Below are 13,295 nucleotides of genomic sequence, written 5' to 3'. Positions count from 1 at the left end.
GCGGGGGCCATCGGGCTGGTGCTGGTGCTGCTGTATTCGCTGCTCTACTACCGGGCGCTGGGGGTGCTCACCGCGCTATCGCTGAGCGCTTCGGGGGCAATGATTTTCGCGATCCTGGTGCTGTTGGGCCGCTACATCAACTACACCCTGGATCTGGCTGGCATCGCCGGTCTGATCATCGGCATCGGCACCACCGCCGACTCGTTCGTCGTGTTCTTCGAACGCATCAAAGATGAGATCCGCGAGGGCCGTTCGTTCCGGTCGGCGGTGCCGCGCGGTTGGGTGCGGGCCCGCAAGACCATCGTCTCGGGGAACGCGGTCACCTTCCTGGCCGCCGCGGTGCTCTACTTCCTGGCGATCGGCCAGGTCAAGGGTTTCGCCTTCACGCTGGGCCTGACCACCATCCTGGACCTGGTGGTGGTGTTCCTGGTGACCTGGCCGCTGGTGTACCTGGCGTCGAAGTCCCCGACGCTGGGCAAGCCCGCCTATAACGGCCTGGGCGCCGTGCAGCAGGTGGCCCGCGAACGCCGGGCTTCGGCGCACGTCAAGACGGGACGGGGATAGCGCATGACCGCCAAGGCTTCCAACGACGCGACCGACCTCGACACGACCGCCGACGACGCGGTGCGGCAGGCCGACCTGCCGCGGCACAGCTTCCTGTCGCGGCTCTACACCGGCACCGGCGCCTTCGAGGTGGTCGGGCGGCGCCGGCTGTGGTTCGGCGTCAGCGGCGCCATCGTCGCCGTCGCGATCGTCAGCATCCTGGTGCGGGGCTTCACGTTCGGCATCGACTTCAACGGCGGCACCACGGTCTCGATGCCCGCCGCCAAGGGCGCGGTGCACACCTCGCAGGTCCAGGAGGTCTTCAAGAAGGCGCTCGGCAAGGACCCGGAGTCGGTGGTGATCGTCGGCAGCGGCGACGCGGCGACCGTGCAGATCCGCTCCGAAACGCTGACCAACGAGCAGTCGACCAAGCTGCGCAACGCCCTCTTCGACGCGTTCGCGCCCAAGGGGCCCGATGGCAAGCCCAGCAAGGCCGCTATCAGCGACTCGGCGGTGTCGGAGACCTGGGGTGACCAGATCACCAAGAAGGCGCTGATCGCCCTGGTGGTGTTCCTGGCCCTGGTCGGCCTGTACATCACCATCCGCTACGAGCGCTACATGACGCTCGCGGCGATCGCCGCCATGTTCTTCGACCTGACCGTGACCGCCGGCGTGTATTCGCTGGTGGGTTTCGAGGTCACGCCCGCCACCGTCATCGGCCTGCTGACCATCCTCGGATTCTCCCTCTACGACACGGTCATCGTCTTCGACAAGGTCGAGGAGAACACCCACGGCTTCCAGCACACCACCCGGCGCACCTTCGCCGAACAGGCGAACCTGGCGATCAATCAGACGTTCATGCGGTCCATCAACACGAGCCTGATCGGCGTGCTGCCGGTGCTGGCGCTGATGGTGGTGGCGGTGTGGCTGCTGGGCGTCGGCACGCTGAAGGACCTGGCGCTGGTGCAGCTGATCGGCATCCTGATCGGCACCTACTCGTCGATCTTCTTCGCCACCCCGCTGCTGGTCACCATGCGCGAGCGCACCGAGCTGGTGCGCACCCACACGCGCCGCGTGCTGCGGCGCCGCGGTTCCGGCACGGCGGCCACCGGGAAGGCGGCCGAGGGTGCCGACGCTGCCGCCGACGACGCCGACGACGAGGCCGCCACCGACGACGCGACTGACACCAAGGCCACGGGCAAGTCCGGGAAGGCGGTCACCGCCGCCTCCGCCGGGAAGGCGGGCGAGGCCGCGCCGAGCAAGCCGGCGCCCGGGGCGCGTCCCGTGCGGCCGACGGCGACCCGGCGGCCCACCGGTAAGCGCAACGTCGGCCGGCGGTAGGCGGGATGGCCACCGCTTGGCGCAGCATCGCGGGGTGGCTGGGCGCCGGGCTGGCGGTCGCGTTGGCCGTCGCGTTCACCGTGAGCGCGTGCTCGGGTAGCGCCGCCTCGGAGATCGACTACGTGGTCGACGGCCCCCTGTCCACCTACAACGCCAACACGGTCGCCGGCGCCGCCTCCGCCGGCGCGCAGGCCTTCGCCCGCACGCTCACCGGCTTCAGCTATCACGGCCCGGACGGCCAGATCGTCGCCGACCGCGACTTCGGCTCCGTTTCGGTGGTCAGCGGCTCGCCGCTGGTGCTCGACTACCAGATCGCCGACAACGCCGTGTACTCCGACGGCAAGCCGGTGACCTGCGACGATCTGGTCCTGACCTGGGCCGCCCAATCCGGGCGGTTCCCGGAGTTCGACGCCGCCAGCCGGGCCGGATACCTCGACATCGCCAACGTCGAGTGCATGCCCGGCCAGAAGAAGGCCCGGGTGTCATTCGCCCCGGATCGCACCATCGTGGACTACAACCAGCTGTTCACCGCCACCTCGCTGCTGCCGTCGCACGTCATCGCCGACATCCTCAACGTCGACGTGACCGCCGCCCTGCTCAGCAACAACGGGCCCCTGATCCAGCAGATCGCCAAGCTGTGGAACACGGCGTGGGACCTCAAGCCCGGGATCGACCTCAAACGGTTCCCGTCGGCCGGGCCGTACAAGATCGAGCGGGTGCTCGACGGCGGCGCCGTGGTGCTGGTCGCCAACGACCGGTGGTGGGGTCCCAAGGCGATCACCAAGCGGATCACCGTCTGGACGCAGGCGCCCGACATCCAGGACCGCATCAACAACGGCAGCGTCGACGTCGTCGACGTCGCCGCCGGGTCCTCGGGAACGTTGACCACCCCGGAGAACTTCGACCGCACCGATTCGCCGTCGGCGGGCGTCGAGCAGCTGATCTTCGCGCCGCAGGGGCCGCTGTCGCAGGCCAAGGCCCGGCGCGCCTTCGCCCAGTGCGCGCCCCGCGACCAGCTGGCCAAAGACGCGGGGGTGCCGATCGCCAACTCGCGGCTGCTCCCGGCCAACGACGACGCCGTCACCGCGGCCGACGGCGCCGCCGAGGCCGCGCCGTTCAGCAAGGCCGATCCCGCCGCCGCCCGCGACGCGCTCGGCGGGGCGCCGCTGGCGGTGCGGATCGGCTATCAGGGGCCCAACGCCCGGCTCGCCGTGAATGTCGGGGTCATCACGAAATCCTGTGCGGGCGCGGGCATAACGGTGTCCGGCATCGCTCTGGACTCGTCGGGCCCGCAGGCGCTGCGCGACGGCAAGATCGACGCGCTGCTCGCCAGCACCGGCGGCGCCACCGGCAGCGGCTCGACCGGGTCGTCGGCCATGGACGCCTACGACCTGCACAGCGGCAACGGCAACAACCTGTCCGGGTATGCCAACCCGCAGATCGACAACATCATCGGCGCGCTGGCCGTCTCCGCCGACCCCTCCGATCGGGTCCGGCTGCTGGGCGACGGCGCCCCCATCCTGTGGGGTGACATGCCCACCCTGCCGCTCTATCGCCAGCAGCGCACGCTGCTGGTCTCGAAGAAGATGTACGCCGTGAGCAAGAACCCGACCCGCTGGGGCGCGGGCTGGAACATGGACCGATGGGCGCTCATCCAATGACCGCCGTGGCCGACGTCATCGAGGCGCTGACCCGCAAGGTGCCCGACTTCCCGAAACCGGGCGTCCAGTTCAAGGACCTCACCCCGGTGTTCGCCGACCGGGATGGCCTGACCGCCGTCGTCGACGCCCTGGCCGACGTCGTCGCCGGCGCCGACCTGGTGGCCGGCGTCGACGCCCGCGGCTTCCTGGTGGCGGCCGCGGTCGCCGACCGGCTGCGCACGGGCGTGCTGGCCATCCGCAAGGGCGGGAAGCTGCCGCCGCCGGTGCACACCGAGTCTTACGACCTGGAGTACGGCAGCGCCACGCTGGAGGTGCCCGCCGACGGCATCGCCCTGCGCGGGCGCGACGTGGTGATCGTCGACGACGTGCTGGCCACCGGCGGCACCCTGGCCGCGGCGGCCCGGCTGCTGGACCGGACCGGGGCCCGGGTCACCGCGGCGGCGGTGGTGCTGGAGCTCGCCGCGCTGGGCGGGCGGGCCGCTGTCGCGCCGTTGCCCGTGCACAGCCTGAGCCGGGCCTAGCCTGGTACATCACGCGATATCCTCGAGAGCGGAGGTGACCAACGTGGCGGACGATCCGAGCACCGCGCAGGCGCTCAAGACGCCTGCGGAGCCGCCGGTTGCCGAGCAGCCCAGCCCGCCGGCCGAGCCCGTCGAGCCGCCCACCGAGAGCCTCAAGACGTCCAGCAGCGCGTCGCGCCGGGTGCGGGCCCGGCTGGCCCGCCGGATGACGGCCCAGCGCAGCGCGCTGAACCCGGTCCTCGAGCCGCTGGTGGCGGTGCACCGGGAGATCTACCCGAAGGCGAACCTGTCGCTGCTGCAGCGCGCGTTCGAGGTCGCCGATCAGCGGCATGCCACGCAGCTGCGGCACTCGGGCGACCCCTACATCACCCACCCGCTGGCCGTGGCCACCATCCTGGCCGAATTGGGTATGGACACCACGACGTTGGTGGCCGCCCTGCTGCACGACACGGTGGAGGACACCGGTTACACGCTCGAGGCGCTGAGCGAGGAGTTCGGCGACGAGGTGGGACACCTCGTCGACGGCGTCACCAAGCTGGACCGGGTGGTGCTGGGCAGCGCCGCCGAGGGCGAGACCATCCGCAAGATGATCACCGCCATGGCCCGCGACCCCAGGGTGTTGGTGATCAAGGTCGCCGACCGGCTGCACAACATGCGCACGATGCGGTTCCTGCCGCCGGAGAAGCAGGCGCGCAAGGCCCGCGAGACGCTGGAAGTCATTGCCCCACTTGCTCATCGGCTGGGAATGGCCAGCGTCAAGTGGGAGCTGGAAGACCTGTCGTTCGCGATCCTGCACCCCAAAAAGTACGAGGAGATCGTCCGCCTGGTTGCCGGGCGCGCCCCGTCGCGGGACACCTACCTGGCCAAGGTGCGGGCCGAGATCGTCAGCACGTTGTCCGCGTCGAAGATCAAGGCGACCGTGGAGGGGCGGCCCAAGCATTACTGGTCGATCTATCAGAAGATGATCGTCAAGGGCCGCGACTTCGACGACATTCACGACCTGGTGGGCATCCGCATCCTCTGCGACGAGATCCGGGACTGCTACGCCGCCGTGGGCGTGGTGCACTCGCTGTGGCAACCGATGGCGGGCCGTTTCAAGGACTACATCGCCCAGCCCCGCTACGGCGTGTACCAGTCGCTGCACACCACCGTGGTTGGTCCCGAGGGCAAGCCGCTGGAGGTGCAGATCCGCACCCGCGACATGCACCGCACCGCCGAGTACGGCATCGCCGCGCACTGGCGATACAAAGAAGCCAAGGGCCGCAACGGTGTTCCGCACCCGCACGCCGCCGCCGAGATCGACGACATGGCCTGGATGCGCCAGCTGCTGGACTGGCAGCGGGAGGCGGCGGATCCGGGCGAGTTCCTCGAGTCGCTGCGTTACGACCTTGCGGTGCAAGAGATTTTCGTGTTCACGCCAAAGGGCGACGTCATCACACTGCCCAACGGGTCGACGCCCGTCGACTTCGCCTACGCGGTGCACACCGAGGTCGGGCACCGCTGCATCGGCGCCCGGGTGAACGGCCGGTTGGTGGCGCTGGAGCGCAAGCTCGAAAACGGGGAAGTCGTCGAGGTTTTCACCTCCAAGGCCGCCAACGCCGGGCCGTCGCGGGATTGGCAGCAGTTCGTGGTGTCGCCGCGGGCCAAGGCCAAGATCCGGCAGTGGTTCGCCAAGGAGCGCCGCGAAGAGGCGCTCGAGTCCGGCAAGGAGGCGATGGCCCGCGAGGTGCGCCGCGGCGGACTTCCCTTGCAGCGTTTGGTCAATGGTGAGACGTTGGCCTCGGTGGCGCGCGAGCTGCACTACTCCGACGTGTCGGCGCTCTACACCGCGGTCGGTGAGGGGCACGTCTCCGCCCGCCACGTCGTGCAGCGGCTGCTGGCCGAACTCGGCGGCATCGACCAGGCCGAAGAGGACCTGGCCGAGCGGTCCACGCCGACGACCATGCTGCGCCGCCCCCGCAGCAGCGACGACGTGGGGGTGTCGGTCCCCGGGGCCCCGGGCGTGTTGACCAAGCTGGCCAAATGCTGCACGCCGGTCCCCGGCGACCAGATCATGGGATTCGTCACCCGCGGCGGCGGGGTGAGCGTGCACCGCACCGACTGCACCAACGCCGCGTCGCTGCAGCAACAGTCAGAACGCATCATCGAGGTGAGCTGGGCGCCGTCACCGTCGTCGGTGTTTTTGGTGGCCATTCAGGTCGAGGCGCTCGACCGGCATCGCCTGCTGTCCGACGTGACCCGGGTGCTGGCCGACGAGAAGGTGAACATCCTCTCGGCGTCGGTGACCACCTCCGGTGACCGGGTGGCGGTCAGCCGGTTCACCTTCGAGATGGGCGATCCCAAGCACCTCGGCCACCTGCTCAACGTGGTGCGCAACGTCGAGGGCGTCTTCGACGTCTACCGGGTGACCTCGGCGGCCTGACGGCGGCCGCGCGCCGGCAAGGCGTAGACCAAGGTGTCGGATTCGCATCGGTCGGCCACCTTCACCACGTCGCGGCGCACCGGCCGGGCGGCGCCCTCGAGCACCTCGCCGACGGCCCGCACCGCCCGCGGTAGCGCGGTGTGCGTGAGCATCGTGTAAAGCGGAACGCCGGCGATGAACAGCGCCAGGGGCGGCTCAATCAGGCCGAGCCCGGCCGCCGCCGCGAGGCTGCCGTAGAACCCGATCGAGCGGGGCACGTCCACCTGCAGGGCGCCCACCTGGACTTCCAGCACGTTGTCCGGCGCTCCGACTCGTATCTCCAGGGCGCTGTTAGTCGCCATGACACCTTCCTGTCCTCGGGGTTGGCAGAACAGGTCGGGTACCCGGGTCTGGCGGGTTTAGCCGATCTTCACCGAGTTGATCATCACCGATTTGGTGGGCATGCCCTGCTGGCGGTTGCCGGCGATGCCGCCCTGAGCGATCTTGTCGAGAACCGCCAGGCCGGCGTCGTCGATGGAGCCGAGCACGGTCGCCGTCGGCTCCATCTCCGTGTCCTGGAAGACGAAGTTGAACTGGCTGCTGTTGGTGTTCGGTCCGTTGTTGGCCATGGTGATGGTGCCGCGGGGATAGATAACGGTCTGCCGGAGTTCGGGGTCGCCGGCGGCGTATTGGTTGGTGGGGTATTCGTCGGCGAATTCGTAGCCGGCGCCGCCGCTGCCCTCGGGGCCCGGCCCGCCACACAGCAGAATCCCGGCATCCGGCTGGAGCATCAGCCGCCCGCACTCGGTGTTGTCGAAGAACTGCTGACGCGCCAGGCTCGTGAAACTGTTGACAGCGCAAGGGGATTCGTTGTTGGCCAGTTGGACGCCGACGTCGCCGAAGTTGGTGGACAGGACGGCGTGGATCTGCGGCGGCGTGGTCGGCACCCGGCCCGACGGCGGCGGGTTGACGGGCTTGAAAGACCCGTCGGAGGATGCCGGGTACTGGCAGTTCGCCCCCAGGTCGGCAGGCGGCGCGAAGGCCGGCAGGGGCGGCACCGTCTGCGGGGCCGCCGATCCGGGGCTGGCGCCGGGCCGGCCCGGCACCTTGGCGCGGCTCGGCGTGCTGGCCGCGGCGCTGTTGGCGCCGCTGTCGCTGTGCGTCACCAGCGCGATGACCAACGCCGCCACCGCGATCAACGCCAGACCCGAGGCCCCGACGATGCCGATGAGCAGCCGCCGGGACTGCGTCGGGCGCGCGTAGGGCGGCTGCGGGTCGGGCGCTGCGGTCGGCTCAGCGGCGGCCGGTGGTGGCAGCCCACCGCCGGGCGGCGGTGCGGCGGCACGTGGTTGAGCGGCCCGCGGTTCGGGGGCCGGTGGGGGCGCGCTCCACGCCGGTGCGGACCCGTTCAACGCCGCCCTGGCGGCCTCGGCGAGTTCGATCGCGGTCTGGTAGCGGTAGTCGATGTCCTTGGCCATGCCGCGCGCGACCACGGCGTCCAGCGCGGCAGGGACACCGCGCACGCTGTTGGAGGGTTGCGGTGGCGGCGCGTTGAGGTGGGCGTGCAGTTGCTGCTCCAGGCTGTCGCCCGGGAACGGGCGGGTTCCGGTGAGGCACTCGTGCAGGACGCACGCGAGCGAGTAGACGTCGGCGCGGTGGTCGGTGTGGCCGCGGAACCGTTCCGGCGCCATGTAGGCCACGGTGCCCATGGTGTGCCCGGTCTGCGTCAGCGCGGTGTCGGCCACCGTGCGGGCGATGCCGAAGTCGATCAGGTAGACGAAGTCTCGGGCCTTGGTGATGAGGATGTTCTTCGGCTTGATGTCGCGGTGCACCAGGCCGACGTCGTGGGCGCTGTCGAGGGCGGCGGCCACCTGCTCGATCACGGCGACCGCGCGTTCGGGGCTCAGCCGCCCGCCGTTCTCGCCGATGTAATCGACCAGGTCGCGGCCCTCGATCAGCCGCATGTCGACGTAGAGCCGGCCGTCGATCTCGCCGTAACTGTGGATGGGGACGACGTGGGGATCGTTCAGGCTGGCCGCGATGCGCGCCTCACGCCGGAAGCGCTGCTGAAACTCCTGGTCTTGGGCCATGTTGGGCGGCAAGACCTTCAGCGCGACCACCCGGTCGGTGGAGGCGTCGTAGGCCCGGTAGACCTCGCCCATGCCGCCGCGACCCAACACTTCCAGCAGCTGATAGTGCCCGAAAGACTGCGATGCCACCCGATGACCTTAAGCCGTGGACCGGGGACCGCGCGCGATTCCGGCCAATCGGCGTCGTGGTGCGCCGGAACTCAGTCGAGCAGAAGCGAAGTGATGGTGACCTCGGTGGCCGGCGCCCCGTCCTCGCCACCGCCGGCGACTCCGGCCTTGGCGATCTTGTCCAGCGTGGCCAGGCCGTCGTCCTGGATCTTGCCGAAGACGGTGTACTGCGGCGGCAGCTGAGAGTCCTTGTACACCAGGAAGAACTGGCTGCCGTTGGTGCCCGGCCCGGCGTTGGCCATGGCCAGGGTGCCGCGCGGATACAACACCGGCTCCTGGGCTTTCGGGTCGTTCGGCGGGTACTGGTCGGTGGGGTACTCGTTGGCGAATTGGTAGCCGGGGCCGCCGGTGCCGTCGCCCTTGGGGTCACCGCATTGCAGCACCGCCAACCCCGGGGAGGTGGTCAGCCGGTGGCACTTGGTGTTGTCGAAGTACTTCTGCCCGATCAGGCTCGCGAAACTGTTGACGGTGCAAGGCGATTCGTTGTTGGCCAGCAGCAGCCCGATGTGGCCCTGATTGGTCGCCATGCTGGCGCTCACCTGCGCGGGATCGGTCGGCACTTTGCCGGTGCGCGGCGGCTTGACGGGCTTGGCCGCGGGCTCCGGCGAGGCAGGGTACTGGCAGTTGGCGCCCAGCTCGGCCGACGGCTTGAACGGCGGCATCGGCGCAGCGGTGACCGGCTGGTCGGGCGTGGCCGACGTGCTGGGCGGCGCGCTGCTGCTGGTGCTGCTGCTGGGCGCGGCGTTGCTGGTCTTGTGCTCGTGTTTGGTGTTGACGACGGTGAGCGCGACCGCGACGATGACCGCCACCGCCAGGATCGATCCGGCGGCGATCAGGAAGATGCGGCGTCGCTTCGCCTGCTTGGCGCGGCGCTCCAGCTGCCGCTCCAGCTTGCGTTTGGCGTTGGCGCGTCGCTGTTCGTTGGTCGGCACGGCCGGTATGCCTCCATGGTCGATTGAGTCGGGCTCGAGGTGGCCAGCTCAGGCTAATGTGGGCGCCGCGACTCGTGTCAAGTGGGCCCCGTGGGAAACTGGGAACCGTGTTGATCACCGGATTTCCCGCTGGGGTGCTGCAGTGCAACTGCTACGTCCTGGCCGAGCGGCAGGGCGCGGACACCGTCATCGTGGATCCGGGGCAGCGGGTGATGGGCCCGTTGCGGCGCATCCTCGACGAGAATCGGCTGACCCCGGCCGCCGTGCTGCTGACCCACGGGCACATCGACCACATGTGGTCGGCGCAGAAGGTCTCCGACACCTACGGCTGCCCCACCTTCATCCATCCCGAGGACAGGTTCATGCTCAACGACCCCATTCACGGCCTCGGGCCGCGGGTGGCGCAGCTGGTGGCGGGTGCCTTCTTCCGCGAACCCAAGCAGGTCGTCGAGCTGGACCGCGACGGGGACAAGCTGGATCTGGGTGGGGTCAGCGTCAACGTCGACCACACCCCCGGCCACACCCGCGGCTCGGTCGTCTTCCGCGTGCTGGGTGCGGGCAAGGACGGGGCGGACGTCGCGTTCACCGGTGACACCCTGTTCGAGCGTTCGGTGGGGCGCACCGACCTGTTCGGCGGCAGCGGTCGCGACCTGTTGACGTCGATCGTGGACAAGCTGCTGGTGCTCGACGACACGACCGTGGTGCTGCCCGGGCACGGCAACGCCACCACCATCGGCGCCGAGCGGCGCTTCAACCCGTTCCTCGAGGGCCTGAGCTCGTGACGGAGTTCTCCGCGTTCTCGGCACCGAAGGGCGTGCCCGACTACGTCCCGCCCGACTCGGCGCAGTTCGTGGCGGTGCGCGACGGGCTGCTCGGCGCCGCCCGTCGGGCCGGCTATGGCGACATCGAGCTGCCGATCTTCGAGGACACTGCCCTGTTCGCGCGCGGCGTCGGGGAATCGACCGACGTGGTGTCCAAGGAGATGTACACCTTCGCCGACCGCGGTGACCGCTCGGTGACGCTGCGGCCGGAGGGGACGGCCGGGGTGGTGCGCGCGGTGATCGAGCACGGCCTGGACCGCGGCGCGTTGCCGGTCAAGCTCTGCTACGCCGGACCGTTCTTCCGCTACGAGCGCCCGCAGGCGGGGCGCTACCGCCAGCTGCAGCAGGTGGGCGTCGAGGCGATCGGCGTCGACGACCCCGCGTTGGACGCAGAGGTGATTGCCGTCGCCGACGCCGGGTTCCGCTCGCTGGGGCTCGACGGGTTCCGTCTGGAACTGACCTCGCTGGGGGACGAGACCTGCCGCCCGCAGTACCGGGAACTGTTGCAGGACTTCCTTTTCGGCCTGGACCTCGACGAGCACACGCGGCGGCGCGCCGAGATCAATCCGCTGCGGGTCCTCGACGACAAGCGGCCGGACGTGCGCGCCATGACCGCCGACGCGCCGGTGCTGCTGGACCACCTGTCCGACGTCGCCAAGCAGCACTTCGACACCGTGTTGGCGCACCTGGACGCGCTCGGCGTGCCGTACGTGATCAACCCGCGCATGGTCCGCGGGCTCGACTACTACACCAAGACGACGTTCGAGTTCGTCCACGACGGCCTGGGCGCGCAGTCCGGCATCGGCGGCGGGGGCCGCTACGACGGCCTGATGCGGCAGCTGGGTGGACAAGACCTGTCCGGCATCGGTTTTGGGCTCGGCGTCGACCGCACGCTGCTGGCGCTGCGCGCCGAGGGCAAGACCGTGGGATCTGCGGCGCGCTGTGACGTGTTCGGGGTGCCGCTCAGCGAGGGCGCCAAGCTGCGCCTGGCGGTGCTGGGCGGTCAGCTGCGCGCCGCCGGGCTGCGCGTCGACCTGGCCTACGGCGACCGCGGGCTCAAGGGCGCCATGCGCGCCGCCGACCGGTCCGGCGCCGCCGTCGCACTGGTGCTGGGCGAGCGCGACATCGAAGCCGGCACGATCGGCGTCAAGGACCTGGCCACCGGTGAGCAGCGGCCCGTTTCGTTGGATTCGGTTGTCGCCGAGGTGCTTTCGCGATTCGGTCGCTAGCCGGCGGACGCAGGTGCGGGAGCGCGGCGGGCAGCGCCCGACGGGCCCGACGCCGCGGTTCGGTTGCCCGCGCCGGTTCGCCCGCAAAGGGCCCCGGACCGACGGCTGAGGCGGTAGCGTCGGGCCCGGGAGGCAACATGAAGCGCTGTGTCGTCGCGGGAATGGCCGGCCTGCTGCTGGCCGCGGGACCGGTGGTCGCGGCGCCCCGCGCGGCCGCGGGCTGTCAGTACGGGGGACCGGTGCTCAGCAAGTGCGACGGGCCCGTCCAGCCGGACGGCACCTGGCAGCGCTGCGTGGCGGTGCCGCGGCTGGTCCCCAACGGCGCCAGCTCCTACCTGGTGCCGGACGGGCACTGTGACGTGATGGGGCCCGGCCAGCCCCCGGCGGACCTGTCCTTCGCCGACCCGCCGACGCACATCGACTGAAGCACTGAGGCGCTTGACTGGCGCTCGAACTGATGTTCGAATGAGGGTATGCGCTGGGCGAACCAGGCCGTCGCGGTCAACGGCAAGCCGGTCGAGGACGACGCGCTGCCCGGCCTGCACCGCCTCGGTTTGCTGCGCAGCGTGCGCTCCCCGCAGTTCGAGGGCATCACCTTTCACGAGGTGTTGTGCAAGTCGGCGCTGAACAAGGTGCCCAACGCCGCCGCCCTGCCGTTCGAGTACACCGTCAACGGCTACCGGGGCTGCTCACACGCCTGCCGGTACTGCTTCGCCCGGCCCACCCACGAATACCTGGACCTCGACGTCGGCAATGACTTCGACACCCAGATCGTCGTCAAGACCAACGTCGTCGAGGTGCTGCGCCGGGAGCTGCGCCGCCCGTCGTGGCGGCGCGCCACCGTCGCCTTGGGCACCAACACCGACCCCTACCAGCGGGCCGAGGGGCGCTACGCCTTGATGCCGGGCATCATCGGGGCGCTGGCCGAATCCGGCACCCCGCTGTCGATCCTGACCAAGGGCACGCTGCTGCGGCGCGACCTGCCGCTGCTGACGGCGGCGGCCGAGCAGGTCCCGCTCTCGGTGGCGGTGTCGCTCGCGGTCGGCGACGCCGATCTGCACCGCGCCGTCGAGCCGGGCACGCCCACGCCGCAGGCGCGTCTGGGCTTGATCGCGGCCATCCGCGAGGCCGGCCTCGACTGCCACGTGATGGTGGCGCCGGTGCTGCCGCACCTGACCGATTCCGTCGAGCATCTCGACGCGCTGCTGGGGCAGATCGCGGCGGCCGGGGCCACCAGCGTCACCGTCTTCGGGCTACACCTGCGCGGCTCGACGCGGGGCTGGTTCATGGCGTGGCTGGCGCGCTCGCACCCCGAGCTCGTCGGCCACTACCGCGAGCTGTACCGGCGCGGCGCCTACCTGCCGCCGGACTACCGCCAGGCGCTGCGCGCCCGGGCGGCGCCGCTGATCGCCAAGTACCGGCTGGCCGGCGACCACCGGGCCTTCACGCGCACCGCGGCGGTGTCAGCGGCCGCCGAACCCGTTCAGGCGACGCTGTTTTGAGTCAGCCGGCACCGCCGCCGCGCGCCTTGGTCAGGGTCACCTCGTCGATCACGGCCACCTCGCCGAACGGCCCGCGCAGCGCGTAG

At 70.4% G+C, this 13,295-nt stretch carries 11 protein-coding genes and 1 pseudogene; 9 read left to right on the top strand and 3 right to left on the bottom strand.

Translation table 11 applies throughout. The annotated features are described in order from the left end of the window. The 5 genes and pseudogenes from A5714_RS01315 to A5714_RS01295 all read left to right on the top strand — a co-directional run. Positions 1-564, top strand: a pseudogene (locus A5714_RS01315) (MMPL family transporter); the annotation flags it as partial. Positions 565-567: 3 nt separating this feature from the next. Further along, on the top strand, positions 568-1,884 hold the full coding sequence (gene secF / locus A5714_RS01310; RefSeq protein WP_068281957.1) for a protein translocase subunit SecF: 1,317 nt from the start codon (positions 568-570) through the stop codon (positions 1,882-1,884). Positions 1,885-1,889: 5 nt separating this feature from the next. Then, on the top strand, positions 1,890-3,545 hold the full coding sequence (locus A5714_RS01305) for an ABC transporter substrate-binding protein (RefSeq protein WP_068281955.1): 1,656 nt from the start codon (positions 1,890-1,892) through the stop codon (positions 3,543-3,545). Further along, a complete protein-coding gene (locus A5714_RS01300; RefSeq protein ID WP_156747117.1) occupies positions 3,527-4,066 on the top strand; it encodes an adenine phosphoribosyltransferase in 540 nt (179 codons plus the stop codon). The genes A5714_RS01305 and A5714_RS01300 overlap by 19 nt, the downstream gene beginning before the upstream one ends. A 43-nt stretch (positions 4,067-4,109) precedes the next feature. Next, the gene (locus A5714_RS01295) at positions 4,110-6,488 is read left to right on the top strand and encodes a bifunctional (p)ppGpp synthetase/guanosine-3',5'-bis(diphosphate) 3'-pyrophosphohydrolase (protein ID WP_068071599.1); all 2,379 of its coding nucleotides are present in this window, start codon (positions 4,110-4,112) and stop codon (positions 6,486-6,488) included. On the opposite strand, the gene A5714_RS01290 is transcribed toward A5714_RS01295, so the two are convergent. The 3 genes from A5714_RS01290 to A5714_RS01280 all read right to left on the bottom strand — a co-directional run bounded on the left by A5714_RS01290 (position 6,464) and on the right by A5714_RS01280 (position 9,657). Further along, positions 6,464-6,829, bottom strand: a complete 366-nt coding sequence (locus tag A5714_RS01290) for a hypothetical protein (protein WP_068281952.1) — start codon at positions 6,827-6,829, stop codon at positions 6,464-6,466. The two genes, A5714_RS01295 and A5714_RS01290, sit on opposite strands and share 25 nt — an antisense overlap. A gap of 57 nt (positions 6,830-6,886) precedes the next feature. Further along, positions 6,887-8,686 (bottom strand): protein kinase, encoded by a 1,800-nt coding sequence (locus tag A5714_RS01285; RefSeq protein ID WP_068281950.1) that lies wholly within the window; start codon positions 8,684-8,686, stop codon positions 6,887-6,889. 71 nt (positions 8,687-8,757) lie between these two features. Further along, complete coding sequence (locus A5714_RS01280) at positions 8,758-9,657, bottom strand: peptidylprolyl isomerase (protein ID WP_068071582.1); 900 nt, start codon at positions 9,655-9,657, stop codon at positions 8,758-8,760. A 107-nt stretch (positions 9,658-9,764) separates the two neighbouring features. Here A5714_RS01280 and A5714_RS01275 point away from each other — a divergent pair, with 107 nt between their 5' ends. The 4 genes from A5714_RS01275 (at position 9,765) to A5714_RS01260 (ending at position 13,209) form a co-directional block, all read left to right on the top strand. After that, on the top strand, positions 9,765-10,439 hold the full coding sequence (locus A5714_RS01275; protein ID WP_068281948.1) for an MBL fold metallo-hydrolase: 675 nt from the start codon (positions 9,765-9,767) through the stop codon (positions 10,437-10,439). Further along, entirely contained in the window at positions 10,436-11,707 is a 1,272-nt protein-coding gene (gene hisS, locus A5714_RS01270) for a histidine--tRNA ligase (RefSeq protein ID WP_068281946.1), read from the top strand. Before A5714_RS01275 ends, hisS begins: the two co-directional genes overlap by 4 nt. Positions 11,708-11,844: 137 nt before the next feature. Further along, positions 11,845-12,132, top strand: coding sequence for a hypothetical protein (locus A5714_RS01265; RefSeq protein WP_068071586.1), 288 nt, complete (start codon positions 11,845-11,847; stop codon positions 12,130-12,132). Between the two features lie 48 nt (positions 12,133-12,180). Further along, positions 12,181-13,209 (top strand): Rv2578c family radical SAM protein, encoded by a 1,029-nt coding sequence (locus tag A5714_RS01260; protein ID WP_068281944.1) that lies wholly within the window; start codon positions 12,181-12,183, stop codon positions 13,207-13,209. Positions 13,210-13,295: the final 86 nt, after the last annotated feature.

It is taken from the genome of Mycobacterium sp. E2462, assembly GCF_001672685.1.
Classification (GTDB): domain Bacteria; phylum Actinomycetota; class Actinomycetes; order Mycobacteriales; family Mycobacteriaceae; genus Mycobacterium.
This window is presented reverse-complemented; position numbering and strand designations above follow the sequence as displayed.